Source organism: Angustibacter speluncae, from assembly GCF_054777815.1.
Genome location: NZ_BAAHAF010000086.1, coordinates 1 through 24,365, shown reverse-complemented (window position 1 = coordinate 24,365; position 24,365 = coordinate 1). Strand labels below are relative to the sequence as shown.

Sequence of the window (24,365 nt, the reverse complement as noted above, 5' to 3'; positions counted from 1 at the left end):
TCCGGCGGCGGCACCGCGCGAGCGGCGTGGTCGCGGGCCCGGGACTAGGGTTGGGACGTGAACGCTGCGACCCCTGCCCCGTCCGAGCCCCTCACCTGGACCGACCTGGACAAGCGCGCGGTCGACACCGTGCGCGTCCTGGCCGCCGACGCCGTGCAGAAGGTGGGCAACGGCCACCCCGGCACGGCGATGAGCCTGGCCCCGGCCGCCTACCTGCTCTTCCAGCGCTTCCTGCGCCACGACCCGTCCGACCCGCAGTGGGTCGGACGCGACCGGTTCGTGCTGTCGTGCGGGCACTCGAGCCTCACGCTCTACATCCAGCTGTACCTGTCGGGCTACCCCCTCTCGCTCGACGACCTCAAGGCGCTGCGCACGTGGGGCTCCCAGACCCCCGGCCACCCCGAGTACCACCACACCCCCGGCGTCGAGATGACCACCGGCCCGCTCGGCCAGGGCCTGGCGTCCGCGGTCGGGATGGCGATGGCGGCGCGTCGCGAGCGCGGCCTGCTCGACCCGGACGCCGCGCCCGGCACCAGCCCGTTCGACCACACCATCTGGGTGCTCGCCTCCGACGGCGACCTCCAGGAGGGCGTGACCTCCGAGGCCTCGTCGATCGCCGGCCACCAGCAGCTCGGCAACCTCGTCGTCGTCTACGACATGAACAACATCTCGATCGAGGACGACACCGACATCGCCTTCACCGAGGACGTGCTCGCCCGCTACCGCGCGTACGGCTGGCACACCCAGGAGGTCGACTGGACGGCCCGCGGCGACGACAAGCACGCCGAGGGCGGCGAGTACCACGAGGACGTCGACGCCCTGGCCGCCGCGCTCGAGGCCGCTCGCGCCGAGACCGGCAGGCCGTCGATCATCGCGCTGCGCACGATCATCGGCTGGCCGGCGCCGAACAAGCAGAACACCGGCAAGATCCACGGCTCGGCGCTCGGCGACGAGGAGCTCGCGGCCGTCAAGCAGGTGCTGGGCTTCGACCCGGAGCAGACCTTCGAGGTGCACGACGACGTCCTCGCCCACGCCCGCGAGGTCGTCGACCGCGGCGCCGCGCTCCGTCGCGAGTGGGACGAGTCGTACCGCGCCTGGCGCGAGGGCAACGCCGACGGCGCCGCCCTGCTCGACCGGATGGCGACCCGCACCCTGCCGGACGGCTGGACCGACGCGCTGCCGGTCTTCGAGGCCGGCAAGGAGGTCGCGACCCGCAAGGCGTCCGGCGAGGTGCTGGCAGCGCTCGCGCCGGTGCTGCCCGAGCTGTGGGGCGGTTCGGCCGACCTGGCCGAGAGCAACAACACCACGATGGAGGGCGAGCCCTCCTTCGTCCCGCAGCAGTGGGCGACCAAGGCGTTCCCCGGCAACGAGTACGGGCGCACCCTGCACTTCGGCATCCGCGAGCACGCGATGGGGTCGATCCTCAACGGCATCACGCTGCACGGCGGCACCCGCGCCTACGGCGGCACCTTCCTGATCTTCAGCGACTACATGCGGCCCGCGGTGCGCCTGGCGGCGCTGATGGAGCTGCCGACGATCTTCGTCTGGACGCACGACTCCATCGGGCTCGGCGAGGACGGCCCCACGCACCAGCCGATCGAGCAGCTGGCGTCGCTGCGCGCCATCCCCGGGCTCGACGTCGTCCGCCCGGCCGACGCGAACGAGACCGCCTGGGCGTGGCGCACCATCCTCGAGCACACCGACCGCCCCGCCGGCATCGCGCTGAGCCGGCAGAACCTGCCGACGGTCGAGCGCGGCGACGGCGACGCCGCCGGCGACACCCTGGCGTCGGCGGCCGGCACGGCCCGCGGCGGCTACGTGCTGGCCGAGGCCGACGGCGGCGACCCGCAGGTGCTGCTGCTCGCCACCGGCTCGGAGGTCTCGGTGGCGCTCGAGGCGCGGCAGGCGCTGCAGGCCGAGGGTGTCCCCACCCGCGTCGTCTCGCTCCCCTGCCGCGAGTGGTTCGACGAGCAGGACGACGACTACCGCAACAGCGTGCTGCCGCCGTCGGTCCGCGCCCGGGTGTCGGTCGAGGCCGGGGTCGCGCAGGGCTGGCGCGAGCTGGTCGGCGACGCCGGCCGCAGCATCGCGATCGAGCACTTCGGCGCGTCCGCCGACGCCAAGACCCTGTTCCGCGAGTTCGGCTTCACCCCCGAGGCCGTCGCCCAGGCCGCCCGCGACTCGATCGCCGCGGCCCGCGGCGACGAGGCGCCCGGTCACCGGCTGCCCACCGAGGGCGGGACCGGCGACCAGCACTGACGGCGCTCCCCTCCGCGGCGCAGCCGTCCCGCACACCACGAGCGAACGAGGAGACGACATGAGCGAGAGCACCACCCAGCAGGTGGCCAAGGACGACCACTCCGACGACCGGCTCGCGGCCCTCAGCGCCGCCGGCGTCTCGATCTGGCTCGACGACCTGTCGCGCGAGCTGATCGAGTCCGGCGACCTGCAGCGGCTCGTCGACGACAAGCACGTCGTCGGCGTCACCACCAACCCGACGATCTTCGCGACGGCGCTGTCGAACGGCGAGCGCTACAACGACCAGGTGCAGACCCTCGCCGAGCGCGGCGCGAGCGTCGACGAGGCGATCTTCGAGATCACCACCGAGGACGTGCGGCGCGGCTGCGACGTGCTCCGACCGGTGTTCGACCGCACCGACGGCGTCGACGGGCGGGTGTCGATCGAGGTCGACCCCGGCCTCGCCCACGACACGGCGGGCACGGTCGAGACGGCCAAGAAGCTGTGGGCGGCCGTCGACCGGCCGAACCTGTTCATCAAGATCCCGGCCACGGTCGAGGGCCTGCCCGCGATCAGCCAGGTGCTGGCGGCCGGCATCAGCGTCAACGTCACGCTGATCTTCAGCCTGGACCGGTACCGCGCCGTGATGCAGGCCTTCCTCGTCGGTCTCGAGCAGGCCCGCGAGCAGGGCCGCGACCTGTCGACGATCGAGTCGGTCGCGAGCTTCTTCGTCTCGCGCGTCGACAGCGAGATCGACAAGCGGCTCGAGGCGAACGGCTCCGACGACGCCCTCGCGCTGCGCGGCCAGGCCGGCGTGGCCAACGCCCGGCTCGCCTACCACGCCTGGACCGAGGTCTTCTCGACCCCGCGCTGGGAGGTGCTCGCGCAGGACGGTGCCCACCCGCAGCGGCCGCTGTGGGCGTCCACCGGCGTGAAGAACCCCGACTACCCCTCGACCCTCTACGTCGACCAGCTGGTCGCCCCCGGCGTCGTGAACACGATGCCCGGCGGCACGCTCGAGTCGACCGAGAAGGAGGCCCGCTTCGAGGGCGGCACGGCGGCCGACACGGTGTCGGGCACCGAGACCGACTCCGACGCCGTGATGGACCGGCTCGAGCGGCTCGGCGTCTCCTACGCCGAGGTCACCGCCCTGCTCGAGAAGGAGGGCGTGGAGAAGTTCCAGAAGTCCTGGTCGGAGCTGCAGGCCACCGTCTCCGACGAGCTCGCCCGCGCCGCCACCGCCGACTCGGCCGAGGAGGCCCAGCAGTGACCCTCGCCGTCCAGGCGTCGGGGGCCGCCCGCGAGGCGGTCGAGCGCGAGGTGCCGACGCTCGACGCGTCCGAGGTGGCCCAGCGCCTGGCCGCCCAGGACCACACGCTGTGGGGCGAGGCCGCCGAGAGCGAGGCCTCGATCCGGCTGGGGTGGCTCGACGCGCCCACCGCCTCGCGCCCGCTCGTGGCCGAGATCGAGGCGCTGCGCGACGAGCTGCGGGCCGAGGGCGTCGACCGGGTCGTGCTGTGCGGCATGGGCGGGTCGTCGCTGGCGCCCGAGGTCATCTGCGCCACCGCCGGCGTGCCGCTGGTCGTGCTCGACGGCACCGACCCCGGCCAGGTGGGCCGGGCGGTGTCCACCGACCTCGACCGCACCGTCGTGGTGGTGTCGAGCAAGTCCGGGTCGACGGTCGAGACCGACTCGCAGCGGCGGGCGTTCGTGGCCGCGTTCGAGGCGGCCGGCATCGACCCCACGCGTCGCGTCGTCGTCGTCACCGACCCGGGCTCGCCGCTGGAGCAGGCGTCGACCGAGGCGGGGTACCGCAGGGTGTTCACCGCCGACCCGCACGTGGGCGGCCGGTACTCGGCGCTCACGGCGTTCGGCCTGGTGCCGTCCGGGCTGGCCGGGGCCGACGTCGGCGCGCTGCTCGACAGCGCCGCGGCGGCGCTCCCCCGCCTGTCCGGTCCGGGGGCGGACAACCCCGCCCTGGTCCTCGGCGCGGTGCTCGGCGCCACCCAGAACGCGGCTGGCACCCGCCGCGACAAGGTCGCGATCGTCGACGACGGCTCCGGCCTCGTCGGGTTCGGCGACTGGGCCGAGCAGCTCATCGCCGAGTCGACCGGCAAGGACGCCACCGGCACCCTGCCGGTCGTCGTCGACGCCGACGCGCCCGAGGCGCGCACCCCCGCGTCCGACGTCGTCGTCGCCCACCTCGGCGACGACGGCGCGACGCTGCCGGACGACGGCGCCGCCCGGGTGCTGGTCACCGGGGACCTCGGCGAGCAGCTGCTGCTGTGGGAGACCGCGACGGCCGTGGCCGGGCGCCTGCTCGGCATCGACCCGTTCGACCAGCCCGACGTCGAGAGCGCAAAGAAGGCCGCCCGCGGCCTGCTCGACGCCCGGCCCGAGCCGTCGGATCCCGACCTGGTCGACCAGGGCGTCGAGGTGCGCGGCACCCCCGGTCTGCTCGACGGCGTCACCGACCTCGCCGGTGCCGTCGACGCGCTGCTCGCGCAGCTCGCGGGTGACGGCTACGTCGCGGTGATGGCGTACCTCGACCGCGAGGCCGACGCCGCGCTGGCGCAGGTCCGCACGCCGCTCGCGCTGCGCACCGGGCGCCCGGTCACCTTCGGGTGGGGGCCGCGGTTCCTGCACTCCACCGGGCAGTACCACAAGGGCGGCCCGCTCCAGGGGGTCTTCCTCCAGGTGACCTCCGCCCCCGCGGGCGACGACGTGGAGATCCCGGACCAGCCGTTCACCTTCGGAACGCTGATCGCCGCGCAGGCCGCCGGCGACGCGCAGGTGCTGGCCGACCACGGCCGTCCGGTGCTGCGGCTGCACCTCACCGACCGCGCCGCCCAGCTGCCGGTCGTCACCGCGCTGCTGGGGGGTTCCGGGTCGTGACGCCCGCCCGCGTCACCGCCGACCGCAACCCGCTGCGCGACCCGCGCGACAAGCGGCTGCCGAAGATCGCCGGTCCCTGCTGCCTCGTGCTGTTCGGGGTCACCGGCGACCTGGCCCGCAAGAAGCTGATGCCGGCCGTCTACGACCTGGCGAACCGCGGCCTGCTGCCGCCGGGCTTCTCGCTGGTCGGCTTCGCCCGACGCGACTGGGCGAACCAGGACTTCGCCCAGGTCGTGCACGACTCCGTCCGCGAGCACGCCCGCACGCCGTTCCGCGAGTCGGTCTGGAACACCCTCGCCGAGGGCTTCCGGTTCGTGCCGGGCGACTTCTCCGACGACACGGCGTTCGCCGCGCTGGCCGAGACCGTCCGCGAGCTGGCCGAGGCCCGCGGCACCGGTGGCAACACCGCGTTCTACCTGTCCGTCCCGCCCGGGTCGTTCCCGGTCGTCTGCCAGCAGCTCGCCGAGCACGGTCTCGCCGGGACGGCGGAGGGCGGCACCGGGACGCCGGGCGACCCCTGGCGGCGCGTGGTGATCGAGAAGCCGTTCGGCCACGACCTGAAGAGCGCGCAGGAGCTGAACGGCGTCGTCGAGGCGGTGTTCCCGCAGGACTCGGTCTTCCGCATCGACCACTACCTGGGCAAGGAGACCGTCCAGAACATCCTGGCGCTGCGGTTCGCGAACCAGCTGTACGAGCCGGTCTGGAACGCCAACTACGTCGACCACGTGCAGATCACGATGGCCGAGGACATCGGCATCGGCGGCCGCGCGGGGTACTACGACGGCATCGGCGCGGCGCGCGACGTCATCCAGAACCACCTGCTGCAGCTGATGGCGCTGACCGCGATGGAGGAGCCGGTCTCGTTCGACGCCTCCGACCTGCGGGCCGAGAAGGAGAAGGTGCTCTCGGCGGTCCGGCTGCCGGCCGACCTGTCGACGTCCACCGCCCGCGGGCAGTACGCCGCCGGCTGGCAGGGCGGGCAGAAGGTCGTCGGGTACCTCGAGGAGGACGGCATCTCCCGCTCGTCCACCACCGAGACCTTCGCCGCGGTCGAGCTGCACGTCGACACCCGGCGGTGGGCGGGCGTCCCGTTCTACCTGCGCACCGGCAAGCGGCTGGGGCGCCGCGTCACCGAGATCGCGGTGGTGTTCAAGCGGGCGCCGCACCTGCCGTTCGAGTCGACCGCCACCGAGGAGCTCGGCCAGAACGCGCTCGTGGTGCGGGTGCAGCCCGACGAGGGCGTCACGATCCGGTTCGGCTCCAAGGTGCCGGGCGCCACGATGGAGGTGCGCGACGTGACGATGGACTTCGGGTACACGCACGCCTTCACCGAGTCGTCCCCCGAGGCGTACGAGCGCCTCATCCTCGACGTGCTGCTCGGCGACCCGCCGCTGTTCCCGCGGCACGAGGAGGTCGAGCTGTCCTGGCGCATCCTCGACCCGGTGCTGCGGCACTGGGAGGCGAAGGGCCGGCCCGAGCCCTACGACGCCGGCAGCTGGGGACCGCCGTCGGCGGAGGCGATGCTGGCCCGTACCGGTCGCACCTGGAGGCGTCCGTGATCATCGACCTGCCCGGCACCACCACGTCCGCGATCAACCGGCGGATGGTCGAGCTGCGCGAGAGCGGTGGCGCGGTCGCGCTCGGCCGCGTGCTCACCCTCGTCGTCGTCACCGGCGACGACGACGTCGAGGAGGCCGTCGAGGCCGCCAACCACGCGAGCCGCGAGCACCCGTGCCGCGTCCTGGTCGTGGCGGCCGGCTCCAAGCGCGGTGCCTCGCGGCTCGACGGCCAGGTGCGGGTCGGCGGCGACGCCGGCGCGAGCGAGGTGATCGTGCTGCGGCTGTACGGCGAGCTCGCGGCGCACCCCGACTCGGTGGTCGTGCCGCTGCTGCTGCCCGACACCCCGATCGTCGCGTGGTGGCCGTCCGACCCGCCGACCGACCCCTCGCTCGACCCGGTCGGCGCGATGGCGCAGCGGCGCATCACCGACTCCTCCGGTGCCAAGCGCCCGGCGGCCGCGCTCGAGCGGCTCGCCGCGTGCCACCAGGAGGGCGACACCGACCTGGCCTGGACGCGCATCACCCGCTGGCGGACGCTGCTCGCCAGCGCCCTCGACCAGCCGCCGTACGAGCAGGTCACCCGCGCGGTTGTCACCGGCGCCTCCGACTCCCCCAGCTCGGACCTGCTCGCCGCCTGGCTGGCCTGGGCGCTGAAGTGCCCGGTGCAGCGCAGGCGCACGCCGGCGGGCGGCGGGATGGTCGGCGTCCGGCTCGAGCGGGCGTCCGGCGACGTCGAGCTGGTGCGCCCGTCCGGCAACGTGGCGACGCTGACCCAGCCCGGCCAGCCGCCCCGGCGGGTGGCCCTGGCCCGGCGCGCCACCGACGACTGCCTGGCCGAGGAGCTGCGCCGCCTCGATCCCGACGACGTGCTCGCCGACGTGCTCGCGACCGGCCTGCCGCTGCTCAAGGACGGCGGCCGCACCACGGTGAAGGCGGCGACGCCCGACGTCGCGAGGGAACGGCCGGTCCGGCGCGAGGTGACCGCCAAGACGCTCGCCCGCTCGTCGCGGCCGTCGGCGGAGTCGGCGGCTGAGGGCCGCCCGAGCGGTGGCCGGACGGCGCGCGAGGCCGCCGCCACGAAGCAGGCCACGCCGAAGAAGGCCACGGCGAAGAAGGCCTCGCCGAAGAAGGCCGCTGCGCGGAAGCGGGCCTCGTCGTGAGCGGGGTGCGGGTCGTCGTGCACCCGGGCGGCACGGACGCCCTGGCGGCCGCGATCGCGGCCCGGCTGGTGACCGCCGTCGTCGACGCCGTCGCCACCCGCGGCCGGGCCGACGTCGTGCTGACGGGTGGCTCGCTGGGCATCGCCCTGCTGGCTGCGCTGCGCGACTCGCCGGCGCACCGCACGGTCGACTGGACGAGGGTGCACCTCTGGTTCGGCGACGAGCGGTACCTGCCCGACGGCGACGGCGACCGCAACGAGACGCAGGCGCGCGAGGCGCTGCTCGACCACCTGCCGCTGCCGGAGGGCAACGTGCACGCGATGCCGGCCCCTGGCGGTGCCACCGACCACGTCGACGCGGCGGCCGAGCAGTACGCCCGCGAGCTCGCGGTCCACGCGGCGCAGGACGCCGACCCGGCGGTCCCGCCGTTCGACGTGCTGCTGCTGGGCGTCGGCCCGGACGGCCACGTGGCCTCGCTGTTCCCCGGGCTGCCCGGGGTCGGCGTCACCGACCGGACGGTCGTGGGCGTGACGGGGTCGCCGAAGCCGCCGCCGCTGCGGGTGTCGCTGACGCTGCCGGCGATCGGCGCCGCGCGCGAGGTCTGGTTCGTCGCCGCGGGCGCCGACAAGGCCGAGGCGGTCTCCCGGGCCCTGGCCGACGACGCGGTCGCCGACGAGGTCCCCGCGTCGGCCCCGCGCGGCCGCGAGGCGACGCTGTGGCTGCTCGACGAGGCGGTCGCCGCGCGGCTCTGACCCCTCACCCGAGCGGCCACCCGGTGGCGCCCGCGCGCGGGGCCTCGTCGTCGCAGTACGCGGCGTGCGCGGTCCACGGCCACAGCCCGGCACGCACCCGGGTGACGCGGCCGTCGGCGTCGGTGTCGAAGCCGTACGTGAGCGTCCCCTCCGGTGACCGGTCGGGATCCTGGAGGTCGCGCACCACCACGACCGGACCGCCCGTGACCGAGACGGTGTCGAGCACGACCGCGAGGTCGCCGTAGGTGCGCAGCACCTCGTCCACGCTGCTGCCGACCGCCACGCCCTCCGCGGTGCGGACGTCGTCGCGCTCGAGCACGTAGGCCAGCACCGCCTGGTCGGCGTCGGTCACCGCCGCGACCCCCGCGTCCTCGAGCGAGGCGAGACCGCACGACGCCGACTGCGGGGCCAGCAGCATCTCCCCCTCCGCGCCGAGCGCCGACTCCAGCTCGGCCACCGACACGTCGAGCACGTCGCGCCGCACCTCCAGCCCCGGGAGGCCGCCCTGGCCCACGACCACGGCGTCGGTGGGGGACGGCGTCGGTGGCGGCGTCGGTGGCGGTACCGGCCCGGGGACGCACCCGCCGAGCAGCAGCGCGGCACCGGCGAGCACCACGCAGGCCCCCCGGTGCAGGGTCACGCCGCACCGGCCGGCCGCCGGGCGGGCACCGCGAGGACGACACCGGCGAGGACGGCGAACCCGGCGGTGGCCAGGCCCAGCCCGCTGTGGTCGACGACGACCGCGACCACCGCGACCGCGACGACCCACCACCCCGCGCGGCGCGCGCGGCGTGCTGCTTCGCCGGCCAGGAGCACCGCGACCGGCACCAGGACGATGACGGGCAGCAGCGTGGCCAGGCCGACGAGCCCGTCGGTGAAGGCGGCGTCGAGGGCCGCGGCCGTCCCGGGGTCCGCCTGCACCAGGTCGACGGCGAGCAGCGCGGCCCCGTGGTAGGCGGCCAGACCCACCGACCCGAGCGCGCCGGTCGCCGCCGCGGCCCTGGCGAGACCGACCCCGCGGCCCGGCAGCAGGCGCGGGAGCCGCACGAACGCCGCGGCCAGCAGCGCGGCCGCGACCACCGCCAGCACCGACGACAGGCTCAGCCGGCCGGCGTGCGCGAGCGTGAAGGCCGCCTCGCCCGCGGCGTCCAGGTCGTCCGGGCGGCGGGGTGCCACCAGCTCGGACGCGAGGAGCAGCAGCGGACCGGCCGCCTGCAGGACCGCCGCGGACGGCGTGGAGGCGACCGCCGCGGCGGTCGCGGGGCGGGCGTCGGGCGGTGAGCTGGTGGTCATCGTGTCCTCCTCGTCCGGACGCCTCGGTGGCGTCGACGGGTCGGGACGCTAGGTCCGTCGGCGCCGCGCCGGGCACCGACGCCGGGAGGCTGCGACCCGACCGGGGACGGTGGTGCACCACCTCCCTGGGGTGGTGGTCGTCCGGGGCGCGGGGCCCTACGGTCGCGACGTGGACCGCGCACCGCACCGCTGGACGGCTCCCGCCCGTCGCGTCGACGTCCTGCTCTCCGCGGCGGCGGTGGTGGTCGGCGTGGTCGAGGCGTTGGCCGTCACGACCGGTCCCGAACGGGTGCTGCGCGCGGTCCTCACCGGCGCGATGGCCGCCGGCCTGCTGTGGCGCCGCTCCCAGCCGCTGCTCTGCGCCGGTGTGGTGTCGGTCCTGCTGGTCGCGGTGTCGCTGCTGCGCAGCCCGAACGACACCGTCGTCGTGATCGCGGTGCTCGTGCTGGCGTCGTACGGCGTCGCGACCCACGCGGGCGGCCGCGACGCGGTGGTCGGCTGCGTCCTGCTCGCGGTGGCGGTCACCGCGGCACTGGTCGCCGACCCGACCGACGGCGACGGCGCGGTGGTCCCGGGCCTGCTGCTGTTCGTCGGCGTCCCCGCGCTGCTGGGGACCTCGGTGCGCCGGCGCCAGCAGTCGGCGTCCGAGCGCGAGCGCGAGGCCCGCGAGCTCGCCGTCGCCGCCGCCGCGGCCGTCGACGCGGAACGCGCGCGGATCGCCCGCGAGCTGCACGACGTCGTCTCGCACGCGGTGACGCTCGTGGCCGTGCAGGCCGAGGCGGGGCAGGCGGTGATCGACACCGACGTCGAGGCAGCCCGGCGGTCGCTGGCCGCCATCGGCACGGCGAGCCGCGAGGCGCTCGGCGAGCTGGCCCGGCTGCTGGCCGTGCTGCACGACGAGCCGCAGACCGGCGAGCCCGGTCTCGCGAACCTGCCCGCGCTCGTCGAGGGTGCGCGGGCGGCGGGCCTCGTGGTCGCCGTGCGGTCGCAGCCCGACCCGGTGCCCCTGCCACCCGCGCTCGACCTGTGCGCGTACCGCGTCGTGCAGGAGGGCATCACCAACGCCCTCCGGCACGTCGCCGACGCGAGCGTCGAGGTCGACGTCTCGGCGTCCGACGACGCCCTCCAGGTGGCGGTGCGCAGCCACGGCCGGCGGCACCGGTCGTCGCACGGGACGGGCCACGGCCTGTCCGGTCTCGGGGAGCGGGTGCGGGGCCTCGGGGGCGAGCTGGAGGCGACCGAGCTCGACGGCGGCTTCGCGCTGACCGCCCGGCTGCCGCTGCCCGCGGCCAGGCGGGCACCCGCGTGAGCAGCGCGCGCGGGACCACGGTCCTCGTCGTCGACGACGAGGCGCTGGTGCGCGACGGCCTGGTCGCGATCGTGGGCAGCCACCCCGACCTCGAGGTGGTCGGCACCGCCGCCGACGGCGCCGAGGCCGTGCGCGCAGCCGTCGCGCACCGGCCTGACGTCGTGCTCATGGACGTCCGGATGCCCGGCACCGACGGCATCGAGGCGACCCGCGAGGTGCTGCGAGCGGTCCCGACCACCCGGGTGCTCGTGCTCACGACCGTCGAGCTGGACGAGGTGGTCGACCGGGCGCTGCGGGCCGGGGCGAGCGGGTTCCTGCTGAAGAGCGTCCCGCGCGAGCAGCTGTGGGAGGGCGTGCGCGTGGTGGCGTCCGGCGAGGCGCTGCTGGCGCCGCGGCTGACCCGGCGGCTCATCGAGGCCCACCTGCGGCACGGCGACCCGGACGCCCGACCACCGCTGCGGCTCACCGCGCGGCAGGTCGACGTGGTGCGCCTCGTCGCCCGCGGCCGGTCGAACGCGGAGATCGCGGCCGAGCTGCACCTGGCCGAGTCCACCGTGAAGGGCTACGTCGGCGACGTGCTCGCGGCCCACGGCCTGCGCGACCGCGTCCAGCTCGTGGTGCTCGCGTACGAGAGCGGCACGGTCCGGGTCGGCGGGTGAACCCCGCGCTCGCACACACGCTGCGGTGCCGGCACACGAGCCCGGGGTGCTGTGCGGGCACCGGGAGGTGTGTGCGGGCAGGTTGGGCCTGCCGCATCGCTCCGACCGGTGCCACCCTGGCGGCATGAGCGCGTACCAGCCGGCGCCGCCGGCACCCGTCGAGCCGCCGCTGGTGAACGGCCGCCCGATGACCCGGACGTCGTGGTGGCCGGACCGTCGCCCGCTCCCCCGCCGGCACGAGACCCTGGTGGCGCTGCTCGCCGCGGCCGCGTTCGTGCTCGGACCGTGGGTCGTCCGCGCTGCGGGTGCCGGGATCCCGGTGGAGCTGGCGGTGCTCTGGACCGCGTTCGGGACGGGGCTGCTGCTGCAGGCGGTGCTCGACGTCGTCCGCCCCGACCCGGGCGACCGACTCGGCGTCGTCCTCTACCGGGGCACGTACGTCGCGGCGCCGCTGCTGTGCTGCCTCGCCGCGATGCTGCTCCGACCGCTCTGAGGTCAGGCGGGGGCGCCGAGCCGCACCGTGGTCTGCGTCCCGAGGGCGACGTACCCGAGCCGGCGGCCGAGGGCCACCGAGGCCGCGTTGTCGGGACGCACCCGCCACTGCGGCACCAGGCCGGACGCGAGGGCGTCGTTCGTGGCCGCGGCCCCGACGAGCAGGCCGCGTCCGGCGCGGCGTGCCTGCGGCGGGGTCAGCACACCGACGTGCGCGAGCAGACCGGACCAGGGCGAGTAGGCCGAGGCCGCCACCGGGACGTCGTCCTCGACCAGCACGAACCGGTGCTCCATCTCGAGCACGCCCGACTCCTCGACGTCGCCGGGCGGCGCCGCCTCGCGGAGCCGGGCCAGCAGACCGGGCTCGTCGCCGAGGTCGGCCTCGTCGAGGCCGGGTGGGTCGACCGGCTCGTCGGCGTAGCCGAGCAGCGCCGAGCCGAGCGGCCACCGCTCGCGGTCCGGTGGTGCCAGCCGGTCGAGCAGGTCGAGGTCGGGCAGGGCGGCGTCGTGGTGCCTGCGGGCCGCCTCGACGCACGACGGCGGGCCGTGCACCAGGGTGGTGCCGCCGAGCCGGACCACCATCAGGCTGCCGGCGTCGTCGACCGGGTGCTCGACGCGGCCCGGGCCCATCAGGGCCTCGTCGTCGAGCCCGACCAGCCGCGCCCAGGAGAGCCGGACGATCGCCTCGGTACCGGCCTCGAGCTCCCCGTCGGCGAGCGAGGTGTCGGACGGGGACGTCAGCGGATGCCGCGCTTGGCGCGCAGGGCCTGCAGCGCCTCCTCGAGGATGGCCTCGCCGTCGCTGTCGCTGCGGCGCTCCTTCACGTACGCGAGGTGCGTCTTGTACGGCTCGTTGCGCGGCGGCGTGGGCGGGTTGTCCTTGTCCTGGCCCGCCGGGAAGCCGCACCGCGGGCAGTCCCAGGTCTCCGGGGGCTGCGACTGCGGGTCGTCGGCGAACGACGGCTGGGTCTCGTGCCCGTGGGCGCACCAGTAGGAGATGCGCACCCGCGGGGCGGCCTCGCCCCGCTCGGCCTCGCCCATCGGACCTGCGCCGACCCGGCTGCCCCGGATCGCGTTGCCTGCTGCCACGCCGTTCGCTCCTTCGTGCTGGGGAATTCGTGCTGCGGTTCGTGCTGGGCGCCCGGCGAGGGACCGGGCACCGCGGGTCAGGCGCCGTCGCCCACGAACCGCTCGAGCACGCCGAGCAGGACGATGACCGTGGTCCACAGCAGCGCCACCGCGATGGTGATGCGGTTGAGGTTGCGCTCGGCGACGCCGGAGCTGCCGGCCCCGGCGGACATGCCGCCACCGAACATGTCGGACAGGCCGCCGCCCTTGCCCTTGTGGAGCAGGATCAGCAGGGTCAGGAACAGGCTGGTCAGCGCCAGCAGCACCTGCAGGGTGATGCGCAGTGCGGTCACGTCTGGTGGGTCCTGTCGTGAGGGTTCGGGGTGCGCGGTCGTGCGGGACGACCCGACCGATCAGGTTACCCGACCGGCCGGGCCGTCCCGGACGAACCGCGCGGGGCGGGTCGCCGCGCGCAGGGCTACAGGCCCACCTGGTGCTGCTGGAAGCGGCAGATCGCCGCGAACTCGGCCGGGTCGAGGCTCGCGCCGCCGACGAGCGCGCCGTCGACGTCGGCCTCGGCCATGATCGCCGCGACGTTGCCCGACTTCACCGAGCCGCCGTAGAGCACGCGCACGGCGTCGGCGACGCCCTGGCCGTGCACCTCGGCCAGGCGGGCGCGGATCGCCCCGCACACCTCCTGCGCGTCGGCCGGGGTGGCGACCTCGCCGGTGCCGATGGCCCACACCGGCTCGTAGGCGACGACGAGCCCGGCGACCTGCTCGGCGGTCAGGCCCTCGAGCGAGCCGTCGAGCTGGGCGACGGTGTAGGCCACCTGGTCGCCGGCCTGCCGCACGTCCAGGCCCTCGCCGACGCACACGATCGGCACCAGGCCGTTCGCGACGGCGGCACGGGCCTTGGCGGCCACGGTCGTGTCGTCCTCGCCGTGGTGCTCGCGCCGCTCGCTGTGCCCGACCGCCACGTAGGTGCAGCCGAGCTTGGCGAGCATCGCGCCGGACACCTCGCCGGTGTACGCCCCGGACTCGTGCGCCGACACGTCCTGCGCGCCGTAGCGCAGCGGCAGCCGGTCGCCGTCGACCAGCGTCTGCACCGACCGCAGGTCGGTGAACGGCGGCAGCACGGCGACCTCGACGGCGTCGTGGTCGTGCTTGGCGTCCTGCAGGGTCCACGACAGCTTCTGCGCCGTGTGGGTGGCCTGCAGGTGGTCGAGGTTCATCTTCCAGTTGCCCGCCATCAGCGGCGTGCGACCGGTGCTCTTCGCCATCGGGTCAGCCCTCCAGGGCGGTCAGGCCGGGGAGGGTCTTGCCCTCGAGGTACTCCAGGGACGCACCCCCGCCGGTCGAGATGTGGCCGAACGCGTCCTCGGCGAACCCGAGGGTGCGCACGGCCGCCGCGGAGTCGCCGCCGCCGACGACGGTGAAGCCCTCGGTCTCGACCAGCGCCTGGGCGACCGCCCGGGTGCCGTGGCTGAACGGCTCCATCTCGAACACGCCCATCGGCCCGTTCCAGAACACCGTGGCGGCGTCCTCGAGCTTGGCGGCGAACAGGTGCGCCGACGCCGGGCCGATGTCGAGGCCGATGCGGTCCTCGGGGATGTGGTCGGCCGTGACGACGTCGTGCTGGGCGTCCGCCGCGAACGCGGTGGCCGCCACGACGTCGACCGGCAGGACGATGTCGACGCCCTCGTCCTCGGCCCGCTCCAGGTAGCCCCGGACGGTGTCGAGCTGGTCGGCCTCGAGCAGGCTCTTGCCCACCTCGTGGCCCTGGGCCGCGAGGAAGGTGAACACCATGCCGCCACCGACCAGGATGCGGTCGGCCTTGCCGAGCAGGGAGTCGATGACGCCCAGCTTGTCGGACACCTTCGACCCGCCGAGCACGACCGCGTACGGCCGGGCCGGCTCGTCGGTGAGCCGACGCAGCACCTCGACCTCGGCCGCCACCAGACCGCCCGCGGCGTGCGGCAGCCGCTCGGCGACGTCGACCACGGAGGCGTGCTTGCGGTGCACGGCGCCGAAGCCGTCCGAGACGTAGGCACCGCCCTCGCCCACGAGGGACGCGAGCTCGTCGGCGAACGCGCCGCGCTCCGCGTCGTCCTTGGACGTCTCGCCCGGGTTGAACCGCAGGTTCTCGAGCAGCACCAGGCCGCCGTCCTGCAGCGCCCCGACCGCCTGCCTCGCCGACTCCCCCACCGTGTCGGTCGCGAACGCGACCTCGACGCCGGGGAGCAGCTGCCGCACCCGCTCGGCGACCGGCGCCAGCGAGTACCTCTCCTCGGGAGCGCCCTTGGGGCGGCCGAGGTGGGCGCAGACGACCACCCGGGCGCCCGCGCCCAGGAGCCGCTGCCAGGTCGGCAGCGACGCCCGGATGCGGCCGTCGTCGGTGATGGTGGTGCCGTCGAGCGGCACGTTCAGGTCGCTGCGGACCAGGACCGTCCGACCCGCGAGGTCGCCCAGCGAGTCGATGTCGGGCAGGCCGCTCACAGGTCCTTGCCGACCAGCGAGACGAGGTCGACGAGGCGGTTGGAGTAGCCCCACTCGTTGTCGTACCAGCCGACGACCTTCACCTGGTTGCCGATCACCTTGGTGAGGCCGGCGTCGAAGATGCAGGAGGCGGGGTCGGTGACGATGTCGGAGGAGACGATCTCGTCCTCGGTGTAGCGCAGGTAGCCCTTCAGCGGGCCCTCGGCGGCGGCCTTCACCGCGGCGTTGACCTCCTCGACGGTGGTCTCGCGGGACACCTCGACGGTGAGGTCGGTGGCCGAGCCCGTGGGGATCGGCACCCGCAGCGCGTAGCCGTCGAGCTTGCCCTTGAGCTCGGGCAGCACGAGCGAGATCGCCTTGGCGGCGCCGGTGGACGTCGGCACGATGTTCAGGGCGGCGGCGCGGGCGCGACGCAGGTCCTTGTGCGGGCCGTCCTGCAGGTTCTGGTCCTGGGTGTAGGCGTGGATCGTGGTCATCAGGCCGCGCTCGATGGTGAACGCGTCGTTGATGGCCTTGGCCATCGGCGCGAGGCAGTTCGTGGTGCACGAGGCGTTGCTGATGATGTGGTGCGCGGCGGGGTCGTAGTCGCCCTCGTTCACTCCGAGGACGATCGTGATGTCCTCGTTCTTGGCGGGCGCCGAGATGATGACCTTCTTGGCCCCGCCGTCGATGTGCGCCTTCGCCTGGTCGGCGGCGACGAAGATGCCGGTCGACTCGACGACGACGTCGGCGCCGAGCTCGCCCCACGGCAGGTTCTTCGGGTCGCGCTCGGCGAGCGCCTTGAAGGCCTTGCCGTCGACCGAGATGGAGTCCTCGCCGTGGGTGACCTCGGCGTCGAGGCGACCCAGGATCGAGTCGTACTTGAGCAGGTGCGCCAGCGTCTTGTTGTCCGTGAGGTCGTTGACGCCCACGATCTCGATTTCGGCGCCGGCGGCCCTGGCGGCGCGGAAGAAGTTGCGGCCGATCCGGCCGAATCCGTTGATGCCCACGCGAACGGTCACGGGGTGCTCCTCAGGGGGTGGGGCCGGCCTCTCGCCGGCGGTGTCTCCTGGTCGCCTGAACCCTAGTCGACGCCGACGTGACGCCCGTCACCAGGCCGGATCCTGAGACCTGCGTCCCGGTATGCGGGACGGGCGTGCGGCCGGGGCGTTCGGGTCGAACGAGACGTCAGGCGTCGAGCATGTCCGGGGTCAGGTTGGCGTCGGTGCCGTCGACCCCCAGCTCCTGGGCGCGGCGGTCGGCCATCGCCAGCAGCCGGCGGATGCGGCCGGCCACGGCGTCCTTGGTCATCGGGGGGTCGGCGAGCTGGCCGAGCTCCTCGAGCGAGGCCTGCTTGTGCTCGAGCCGCAGCCGCCCGGCGACCTCGAGGTGGTCGGGCACCTCCTTGCCGAGGATCTCCAGCGCGCGCTCGACCCTGGCGCCCGCGGCGACCGCGGCGCGGGCCGACCGACGCAGGTTGGCGTCGTCGAAGTTCGCGAGCCGGTTGGCGGTCGCCCGCACCTCGCGGCGCACCCGCCGCTCCTCCCACACCAGCACCGTGTCGTGCGCGCCGAGGCGGGTGAGCATCGCGCTGATCGCGTCGCCCTCCTTGATCACGACGCGGTCGACGCCGCGCACCTCGCGCGCCTTGGCCGCGATGCCGAGCCGGCGGGCTGCGCCGACCAGGGCCAGGGCGGCCTCGGGACCGGGGCAGGTGATCTCGAGCGAGGACGAGCGGCCCGGCTCGGTGAGCGAGCCGTGGGCGAGGAACGCGCCGCGCCACGCGGACTCGGCGTCGCAGACCGCACCGGAGACCACCTGCGGCGGCAGCCCGCGCACCGGCCGGCCGCGGCTGTCGAGCAGCCCGGTCTGGCGGGCGAGCGACTCGCCGTCCTTGACCACGCGGACGACGTACTTGGTGCTGCGGCGCAGCCCGCCCGGCGAGATCACCAGGATCTCGCTGGTGTGGCCGAACATGTCGGCGATGTCGGTGCGCAGACGGCGTGCGGCGGCGGCGGTGTCGAGCTCGGCCTCGATCACGATGCGGCCGGAGATGATGTGCAGGCCCCCGGCGAACCGGAGCATCGACGAGACCTCGGCCTTGCGGCAGCAGCTCTTGGTGACCTTCAGGCGGCTCAGCTCGTCCTTGACCTGTGCCGTCAGCGCCATGCCGGCCATCCTGCCACCGTCCCCTGCCCTCACCCCGTGCGGTCCCGGCCACCCTGCCACGTCCGGGACGGCCGCGGGGTCGTCCGGACGGACTCCCCCGTCGACCAGCCAGGCCGATCGGCCCGGTTCGCAGGGGTTCTCACCGGGTCAGAGGTCGCCCCAGCTCCCCACCAGGACGTCGCGCAGCGCCGCCGCCAGCCGCAGCGGGTCGTGGGTGCCGCTGCCGGCGGCCGTGCCGACCTGGCGCAGCACCAGCCGCCCACCGAGCCGCTCGGCCGCCACGGAGGCGGCGTCCAGGTCGTCGACCGAGCCCGGATCGGCCAGCACGGCGTCGACCCGCAGGCCCGGGGCGTGGTCGGCCAGCACCTCGAGGTGCTCGGCGCAGCTCAGTCCGGCGCCCTCGGCGCCGGAGGCGTCGAGCAGGTTGTGCACGACGCACAGCCGGGCCGTCGTCTCCTGCAGCGCGGCCGCCAGCTCGGGGACCAGCAGGTGCGGCAGCACGCTGGTGAACCACGACCCCGGCCCGAGCACGACCCAGTCGGCCTCGCGCACCGCCGCGACCGCCTCCGGGCAGGCCGGCGGGGCGGCGGGGTCGAGCCGGACGCCGAGGATGCGACCCGCGGCGGTCGCGACGTTGGCCTGCCCGCGCACCAGCCCGACCGTGCCGTCCCAGCCCTGCACGTCGGCCTCGATCCCGAGGGGCTGGGTGCACATCGGCAGCACACGGCCCTTGGCCTGCAGCAGCCGGCCCACCCAGTCGAGCCCCGCGACCGGCTCGTCGAGCAGCTGCCACAGCGAGGCGATCAGCAGGTTGCCGACGGCGTGGCCGGCCAGCTCGCCCTCGCCGGTGAACCGGTGCTGGATGACGTCGCGCCAGGTGCGGCCCCACTCGCTGTCGTCGCACAGCGCCGCGAGCGCCATCCGCAGGTCGCCGGGCGGCAGCAGCCCGAGCTCGCGCCGCAGCCGGCCGCTCGACCCGCCGTCGTCGGCGACCGTGACGACGGCGGTGAGCTCGTCGGTGAGGTGCCGCAGCGCCGACAGCGACGCGTACAACCCGTGACCGCCGCCCAGGGCGACCACCCGTCGGCCGGGACGCGCCGCGTGCCCGGTGGACCGGCTCACCGTTACTCGCGGCCGAGGTCGCGGTGCACGGCGCTGGCGCGCTCGGCCCGGTCGGACAGGCGCCGCACCAGCTCCTCGGTGATGGCGACCGAGCGGTGCTTGCCGCCGGTGCAGCCCACCGCGATCGTCACGAACGGCCGGTTCTCGCGCCGGTAGCCGTCCAGGACGGGCTCGAGCGCGTCGACGTACCGCTCGACGAACTGGCCGGCGCCGGGCTGCCCGAGCACGTAGTCGCGCACCGGCTCGTCCTTCCCGGACGAGGACCGCAGCTCGGGCACCCAGTAGGGGTTGGGCAGGAACCGCACGTCGACGACGTGGTCGGCGTCGACGGGGAGCCCGTACTTGAAGCCGAACGACATCACGGTGAGCCGCAGGCGGCCGTGGCCGTCCTCGCCGAACAGCTCGACGATCTTGGCGCCGAGCTGGTGCACGTTCAGGTCGCTGGAGTCGATCACCAGGTCGGCGGAGCCGCGCAGGTCGCCGACCAGCGCCCGCTCGCGCTCGATGCCGTCGAGGATGCGGTCGCGTCCCTGCAGCGGGTGCGGCCGTCGCACCGACTCGAACCGGCGCACCAGGGCCTCGTCGGAGGCGTCCAGGAAGAGCACGCGCGGACGCACACCGCTCTCGCGCAGGGCCTCGAGCGCGCCGCGCAGGTCGGTGAAGAAGGTCCCGCCGCGCACGTCGACGACGACGGCCACCTTCGGCAGCTCGGCGGCCGCGTGCGCCGCGAGGGTGGCGAGCGGCGCCAGCATCGCGGGCGGGAGGTTGTCGACGACGTACCAGCCGAGGTCCTCCAGGGCGTCGGCCGCCGTGGACCGGCCGGCGCCGGACATGCCCGTGACGACGAGCACCTCCGGGACGAGCACGCCGCTGGTGCTCGTCGCCTCGGCGTGCTCGGGGGTGATCTGCTCGGGGGTGGTCTGCTCGGGGGTGGTCTGCTCGGGGGTGGTGTGCTCGGTCGGGCCGCTGCTCACGCCACCCATTCTGCCGAACGCGGTCGCGCCGCGGGGCCCGGGTGGGCCTACTCGACGACCTCGCCGGTCGCCGTGTTCACCGCGGGCTCGCGCGCCGCGGTGTCGCGGGCGAGGTGCTCGACGACCGCCGCGGCGGTGGCGCGACCCAGGCCGGGGACGGCGGCGACCTCGTCGACGTCGGCGGCGCGCAGCCGCTTCACCGACCCGAAGTGCCGCAGCAGCGCCTTGCGGCGGGTGGGTCCGAGCCCGGGGACGTCGTCGAGGACGCTCGTGGTCATCGCCTTCGACCGGCGCTGGCGGTGGAAGGTGATCGCGAACCGGTGCGCCTCGTCGCGCACGCGCTGCAGCAGGTACAGCCCCTCGCTGGTGCGCGGCAGCACGGTGGGGTACTCCTCCCCCGGCAGCCACACCTCCTCGAGCCGCTTGGCCAGCCCGCACAGCGCGACGTCGACGACGCCGAGGTCGGCCAGCGCCCTGGCGGCGGCGGCCACCTGGGGCGGCCCGCCGTCGACCACCACGAGCTGCGGCGGGTAGGCGAAGCGCTTGCGCTGCTCGACCACGGGCTCGTCGTCGGGGCCGGCGGGCGCCGTGGGGTCGGCCGCTGCCGCCTCGGCCTCGCTGCGGTTGAGCTCGGCCAGGTACCGGGTGAAGCGCCGGTGGATGACCTCGTAGACGGACGCGACGTCGTCCTGCCCCTGCACGCCCTTGATCGCGAACCGGCGGTACTCGGCCTTGCGCGGCAGGCCGTCCTCGAAGACGACCATCGACGCCACGACCTCGGTGCCCTGCAGGTTCGACACGTCGTAGCACTCGATGCGCAGCGGCGCCTCGGCCAGCCCGAGGGCCTCCTGGATCTCGTTCAGCGCCTGGCTGCGGGTGGTGAGGTCGCCGGCGCGGCGGGTCTTGTGCAGCACCAGCGCCTGGCCCGCGTTGCGGGTGACGGTCGCCATCAGCGCCTTCTTGTCGCCGCGCTGCGGGACGCGCACCTGCACCGCCGACCCGCGCAGGCCGGACAGCCAGTCGACGACCTGCTCGGTGCTGCTGGGCAGCGCGGGCACGAGCACCTCGCGCGGCACGGCGCCCTCGTCGGCCTCGCCGTAGACCTGCTGCAGCAGGTGCTCGACCAGGCCGGCGGTGTCGATCTCCTCGACCTTCTCGACCACCCAGCCGCGCTGCCCCCGCACCCGGCCGCCGCGGACGTGGAACACCTGCACGGCGGCCTCGAGCTCGTCCTCGGCCAGGGCGAACACGTCGGCGTCGGTGGCGTCGGGCAGCACCACCGCCGTGCGCTCGAGCGCCTTGTTCAGCGCGGCGATGTCGTCGCGCAGGCGCGCGGCGCTCTCGAAGTCGAGCTCGGACGAGGCCTGCTTCATCCGCCGCTCGAGCCGGCGCACGTGGCCGCTGCTGCCGCCGGCCATGAAGTCGCAGAACTGGTCGGCGAGGTCGCGGTGCTCCTCGGGCGTGACCCGGCCGACGCACGGCGCCGAGCACTTGTCGATGTACCCGAGCAGGCACGGACGGCCGGACTGCGTGGCGCTGCGGAAGACACCGGCCGAGCAGGTGCGGATCGGGAAGACCCGCAGCATCAGGTCGACCGTCTCGCGGATCGCCCACGCGTGCGCGTACGGGCCGAAGTACCGGGTGCCCTTGCGCTTGGTGCCCCGCATGACCTGGGCCCGCGGGAACTCCTCGCCCATCGTCACGGCGAGGTAGGGGTAGGACTTGTCGTCGCGGTACTTCACGTTGAACCGCGGGTCGAACTCCTTGATCCACGCGTACTCGAGCTGGAGGGCCTCGACCTCGGTCGACACCACGGTCCACTCGACCGACGCCGCGGTGGTCACCATCGTGAACGTGCGCGGGTGCAGGCCCGCCGGGTCGGCGAAGTAGGAGTTCAGCCGCTGCCGCAGGCTCTTGGCCTTGCCGACGTAGACGACCCGGCCGTGGGAGTCGCGGAACCGGTAGACGCCCGGGGACTCCGGGATCTCCCCCGTGCGGGGGCGGTACGTCGACGGGTCGGCCACGCGTCCAGCCTAGGAACCGCGTCCGACAGCCGCCGAGCGGGTCGCGCGTCCGGGGACCGTCAGGACTGCGGCACGCCGGCCAGCCGGCGCCGGTCGAGCGGCGAGGACCGGCGGTCGAGCCGCTCCTCCAGCACCGCGCGCGCCTCGTCGCAGCGCCGCGCGCGCACCAGCACGTGCAGCAGCGTGTCCTCGACGATCTCGCGCTGGGCCGCGCTGCCGCCGAGCTGCACCAGCCACGGGCCGAGCAGCCGCAGCCCCCGGGCCGCCTCGTCCCACCGCCCGGCGACGGTGTCCTCGAGCGCGTCGCACAGCGCCACGACGACGTCGCGCATCACCGGGTCGGACGAGCCCGCCGCGTGCGCGCGCAGGTCGCGCAGCCGCGCGTCGTCGCCGCACCCGGCCAGCGCGAGGGCGGCGTGCAGCGCGGTGAACGGCGTCGTCGGGTGCGCGAGCAGATCGGGGTCGATCTGCGCCAGGACGCCCTCGACGGCCGGCTCGTCCGGCCACACCCCGACCATCCGGCAGCGCCACAGCAGCGAGGCGGAGTCGACCAGGGCCCGGACGCCGCCGACCTGCCCCGGCGACAGCTCGGCCTCCCACCGGCGCCGCAGCGCCTCGACGTCGCCGAGCGACAGCTCGTGCAGCGCCGCGTGCCAGGAGAAGTGCGCGCGGTGCGACGCGGCGCGGCCGCTGCCCGCGATCCACGGGTCGAGCCAGGCCAGCCCGGCCCGGTGGTCGCCGGTCTCGTAGTGGACGTGCGCCAGCGCGTGCGCGGCGTGCCCCGAGCCGGCCTCGACCCGCAGCCCGCGCTGCGCGTGGCCGGCCGCCTCGTCGTAGCGGCCCTGGTCCTGGCGGACGAAGGCGAGCAGGCCGGCGAACCACCAGTCGTCGCCGTAGGCGGGGGCGAGCCGCTCGACCAGGTCCCACGCCTCCTGCTGCACGTCGGTGACGCCGGAGAAGGCGATGGTCGGCACCGCGGCCGACACGGCGAGGGCGTCGCGCGGGAACCGCTCCAGGTGGCGCAGCAGCGCCCGGGCACCGCGCTCGCGTCCGCCCTGGACGCGCTGGGTGACGACGTCGACGAAGCCGCGTTCGCGCTCGTCGGCGCGCGCGGCCGCCCGCTGGGCGCGCCGCAGGGCGGCGGGGACGTCGACCGGCGCGCCTCCCTCGTGCCCGAGCAGCGCCAGCGCCGCGTGCCCGACCGCGAACCCGGGGTCGAGCCGGACGGCCTGCTCGAGCGCCTCGGCGGCACCGCCCTGGACGAGCAGCACCCGCTGCAGGGCGTCGGCGTAGGTGGCGGCGGCCTCCGGGGTCGTGCTGAGCGCGAGCCCGAACGCGTCGCGCGGGCGTCGTCGGGACGGCTCGCGCGCCGGGACGGGCGGTGCCAGCCGGTCGGCGAGGGCGACGGCCTGGGCGCGGATCTCGGGCACGGCCGTGGTCTCCCAGAGGTCGCCGCGGCGCAGCGCGCCGAGCGTCCAGAGCCGCCCGGTGCGGCCGTCGGCCCCGACGAGCCGGCCGTCCGGAGCGGTCGCGAGACCGAGCGCCAGGGGGCCGGGCACGGCGAGCCCGTCGGCCAGCAGCCCGCGCAGCAGCGGGTCGTGGGAGCCCGCCGGGTCGGTCAGCGGGCCGGTGCAGCTCACGACGTGGTCGACGACGACCTCGCTGCCGTCGGAGAACGAGACGTGCAGGCCCGCGTCGTCGCGGCGCGCGCCGGCGACCGAGGCGGCCCGGACGGTCAGCGCCCCTGACGCGCGCAGCGCCCCCACCGCAGCCGCGCTCTCTCGCGGCACCCGGTGCCGCAGCACCTCCCAGCGTCGGACGTGGTGCGCGAGCAGCTCGCCGCGGCAGTGGCCGCAGAGCCGCTGCCAGGCCGCCGTGGTCGAGGGCCGCAGGCCGTCGACGACCGAGCGCCAGTCGCCGCCGGCGCGGACGGTGCGCGCCAGGGCCCGTTCGACCGTGGCGACGAGCGTGGGCGTGTCGAGCTCGACGCCCTCGGGCAGCGCGGTCGGCGTGGGCGCCACCGGGTGGGCGGCGTGCGCGTGCGGCAGCAGGCCGTGCCGCGACACCGCGTGCAGCGTGCGGCCGGGCCGCTGCAGCGCCAGCGCGGTGTCGACCATCGTCAGGCCGGTGCCGACCAGCAGGACGCGGTCGCCGTCGAGTGCCGCCAGGGCCCCG

General features: G+C 75.3%; 22 protein-coding genes. 9 read left to right on the top strand and 13 right to left on the bottom strand.

Annotation, left to right across the window (positions count from 1 at the left end):
* The first annotated feature begins 57 nt into the window (after nucleotides 1–57).
* Genes tkt through pgl form a run of 6 tightly spaced genes read left to right on the top strand, consistent with a single transcriptional unit; the run spans nucleotide 58 to nucleotide 8,604 of the window.
* The gene (gene tkt, locus ACYVKY_RS10320) at nucleotides 58–2,259 is read left to right on the top strand and encodes a transketolase family protein (RefSeq protein ID WP_460434890.1); all 2,202 of its coding nucleotides are present in this window, start codon (nucleotides 58–60) and stop codon (nucleotides 2,257–2,259) included.
* Nucleotides 2,260–2,317: 58 nt separating this feature from the next.
* Nucleotides 2,318–3,508: a transaldolase gene (gene tal / locus ACYVKY_RS10315; RefSeq protein ID WP_460434889.1), complete on the top strand. Its 1,191-nt coding sequence runs from the start codon at nucleotides 2,318–2,320 to the stop codon at nucleotides 3,506–3,508.
* On the top strand, nucleotides 3,505–5,133 hold the full coding sequence (locus ACYVKY_RS10310; RefSeq protein WP_460434888.1) for a glucose-6-phosphate isomerase: 1,629 nt from the start codon (nucleotides 3,505–3,507) through the stop codon (nucleotides 5,131–5,133). The genes tal and ACYVKY_RS10310 overlap by 4 nt, the downstream gene beginning before the upstream one ends.
* Entirely contained in the window at nucleotides 5,130–6,692 is a 1,563-nt protein-coding gene (gene zwf / locus ACYVKY_RS10305) for a glucose-6-phosphate dehydrogenase (protein ID WP_460434887.1), read from the top strand. The genes ACYVKY_RS10310 and zwf overlap by 4 nt, the downstream gene beginning before the upstream one ends.
* Entirely contained in the window at nucleotides 6,689–7,852 is a 1,164-nt protein-coding gene (gene opcA, locus ACYVKY_RS10300; protein ID WP_460434886.1) for a glucose-6-phosphate dehydrogenase assembly protein OpcA, read from the top strand. The genes zwf and opcA overlap by 4 nt, the downstream gene beginning before the upstream one ends.
* A complete protein-coding gene (gene pgl, locus ACYVKY_RS10295; protein WP_460434885.1) occupies nucleotides 7,849–8,604 on the top strand; it encodes a 6-phosphogluconolactonase in 756 nt (251 codons plus the stop codon). Before opcA ends, pgl begins: the two co-directional genes overlap by 4 nt.
* A 4-nt stretch (nucleotides 8,605–8,608) precedes the next feature.
* Here the strand turns inward: pgl and ACYVKY_RS10290 are convergent, their stop codons facing one another.
* Nucleotides 8,609–9,244, bottom strand: a complete 636-nt coding sequence (locus tag ACYVKY_RS10290) for a hypothetical protein (RefSeq protein ID WP_460434884.1) — start codon at nucleotides 9,242–9,244, stop codon at nucleotides 8,609–8,611.
* Entirely contained in the window at nucleotides 9,241–9,897 is a 657-nt protein-coding gene (locus tag ACYVKY_RS10285; protein ID WP_460434883.1) for a hypothetical protein, read from the bottom strand. The genes ACYVKY_RS10290 and ACYVKY_RS10285 overlap by 4 nt, the downstream gene beginning before the upstream one ends.
* Nucleotides 9,898–10,066: 169 nt before the next feature.
* Between ACYVKY_RS10285 and ACYVKY_RS10280 the strand changes: the two genes are divergently transcribed.
* From ACYVKY_RS10280 to ACYVKY_RS10270, 3 genes are all read left to right on the top strand, one after another.
* On the top strand, nucleotides 10,067–11,206 hold the full coding sequence (locus ACYVKY_RS10280; protein WP_460434882.1) for a sensor histidine kinase: 1,140 nt from the start codon (nucleotides 10,067–10,069) through the stop codon (nucleotides 11,204–11,206).
* Nucleotides 11,203–11,865, top strand: coding sequence for a response regulator transcription factor (locus ACYVKY_RS10275; protein WP_460434881.1), 663 nt, complete (start codon nucleotides 11,203–11,205; stop codon nucleotides 11,863–11,865). The genes ACYVKY_RS10280 and ACYVKY_RS10275 overlap by 4 nt, the downstream gene beginning before the upstream one ends.
* A gap of 124 nt (nucleotides 11,866–11,989) precedes the next feature.
* Entirely contained in the window at nucleotides 11,990–12,358 is a 369-nt protein-coding gene (locus ACYVKY_RS10270; protein WP_460434880.1) for a hypothetical protein, read from the top strand.
* Nucleotides 12,359–12,360: 2 nt separating this feature from the next.
* On the opposite strand, the gene ACYVKY_RS10265 is transcribed toward ACYVKY_RS10270, so the two are convergent.
* The 11 genes from ACYVKY_RS10265 to ACYVKY_RS10215 form a co-directional block, all read right to left on the bottom strand.
* Nucleotides 12,361–12,987, bottom strand: a complete 627-nt coding sequence (locus ACYVKY_RS10265) for a GNAT family N-acetyltransferase (RefSeq protein ID WP_460434879.1) — start codon at nucleotides 12,985–12,987, stop codon at nucleotides 12,361–12,363.
* A gap of 107 nt (nucleotides 12,988–13,094) precedes the next feature.
* A complete protein-coding gene (locus ACYVKY_RS10260; protein ID WP_460434878.1) occupies nucleotides 13,095–13,445 on the bottom strand; it encodes an RNA polymerase-binding protein RbpA in 351 nt (116 codons plus the stop codon).
* Between the two features lie 77 nt (nucleotides 13,446–13,522).
* Entirely contained in the window at nucleotides 13,523–13,777 is a 255-nt protein-coding gene (secG, locus tag ACYVKY_RS10255; RefSeq protein WP_460434877.1) for a preprotein translocase subunit SecG, read from the bottom strand.
* A gap of 125 nt (nucleotides 13,778–13,902) precedes the next feature.
* Nucleotides 13,903–14,706, bottom strand: coding sequence for a triose-phosphate isomerase family protein (gene tpiA, locus ACYVKY_RS10250; RefSeq protein WP_460434876.1), 804 nt, complete (start codon nucleotides 14,704–14,706; stop codon nucleotides 13,903–13,905).
* 4 nt (nucleotides 14,707–14,710) lie between these two features.
* The gene (locus ACYVKY_RS10245; RefSeq protein ID WP_460435067.1) at nucleotides 14,711–15,913 is read right to left on the bottom strand and encodes a phosphoglycerate kinase; all 1,203 of its coding nucleotides are present in this window, start codon (nucleotides 15,911–15,913) and stop codon (nucleotides 14,711–14,713) included.
* 5 nt (nucleotides 15,914–15,918) lie between these two features.
* Complete coding sequence (gene gap, locus ACYVKY_RS10240) at nucleotides 15,919–16,923, bottom strand: type I glyceraldehyde-3-phosphate dehydrogenase (RefSeq protein ID WP_460434875.1); 1,005 nt, start codon at nucleotides 16,921–16,923, stop codon at nucleotides 15,919–15,921.
* 166 nt (nucleotides 16,924–17,089) lie between these two features.
* Nucleotides 17,090–18,070, bottom strand: coding sequence for a DNA-binding protein WhiA (whiA, locus tag ACYVKY_RS10235; protein ID WP_460434874.1), 981 nt, complete (start codon nucleotides 18,068–18,070; stop codon nucleotides 17,090–17,092).
* A 147-nt stretch (nucleotides 18,071–18,217) separates the two neighbouring features.
* Nucleotides 18,218–19,192, bottom strand: coding sequence for a gluconeogenesis factor YvcK family protein (locus ACYVKY_RS10230; protein WP_460434873.1), 975 nt, complete (start codon nucleotides 19,190–19,192; stop codon nucleotides 18,218–18,220).
* A gap of 2 nt (nucleotides 19,193–19,194) precedes the next feature.
* The gene (gene rapZ, locus ACYVKY_RS10225; RefSeq protein ID WP_460434872.1) at nucleotides 19,195–20,175 is read right to left on the bottom strand and encodes an RNase adapter RapZ; all 981 of its coding nucleotides are present in this window, start codon (nucleotides 20,173–20,175) and stop codon (nucleotides 19,195–19,197) included.
* Nucleotides 20,176–20,213: 38 nt separating this feature from the next.
* On the bottom strand, nucleotides 20,214–22,190 hold the full coding sequence (gene uvrC, locus ACYVKY_RS10220; protein WP_460434871.1) for an excinuclease ABC subunit UvrC: 1,977 nt from the start codon (nucleotides 22,188–22,190) through the stop codon (nucleotides 20,214–20,216).
* 59 nt (nucleotides 22,191–22,249) lie between these two features.
* On the bottom strand, nucleotides 22,250–24,365 hold a 2,116-nt coding region (locus tag ACYVKY_RS10215), incomplete at its 5' end, for an FAD/NAD(P)-binding protein (protein WP_460434870.1).

Excerpts from the sequence above, each read along its gene's own strand:
- tal (WP_460434889.1), top strand. The coding sequence starts at position 2,318 with ATGAGCGAGAGCACCACCCAGCAGGTGGCCAAGGACGACCACTCCGAC.
- tpiA (WP_460434876.1), bottom strand. The coding sequence starts at position 14,706 with ATGGCGAAGAGCACCGGTCGCACGCCGCTGATGGCGGGCAACTGGAAG.
- ACYVKY_RS10270 (WP_460434880.1), top strand. The coding sequence starts at position 11,990 with ATGAGCGCGTACCAGCCGGCGCCGCCGGCACCCGTCGAGCCGCCGCTG.
- whiA (WP_460434874.1), bottom strand. The coding sequence starts at position 18,070 with ATGGCGCTGACGGCACAGGTCAAGGACGAGCTGAGCCGCCTGAAGGTC.
- ACYVKY_RS10285 (WP_460434883.1), bottom strand. The coding sequence starts at position 9,897 with ATGACCACCAGCTCACCGCCCGACGCCCGCCCCGCGACCGCCGCGGCG.
- ACYVKY_RS10265 (WP_460434879.1), bottom strand. The coding sequence starts at position 12,987 with ATGGGCCCGGGCCGCGTCGAGCACCCGGTCGACGACGCCGGCAGCCTG.
- rapZ (WP_460434872.1), bottom strand. The coding sequence starts at position 20,175 with ATGGGTGGCGTGAGCAGCGGCCCGACCGAGCACACCACCCCCGAGCAG.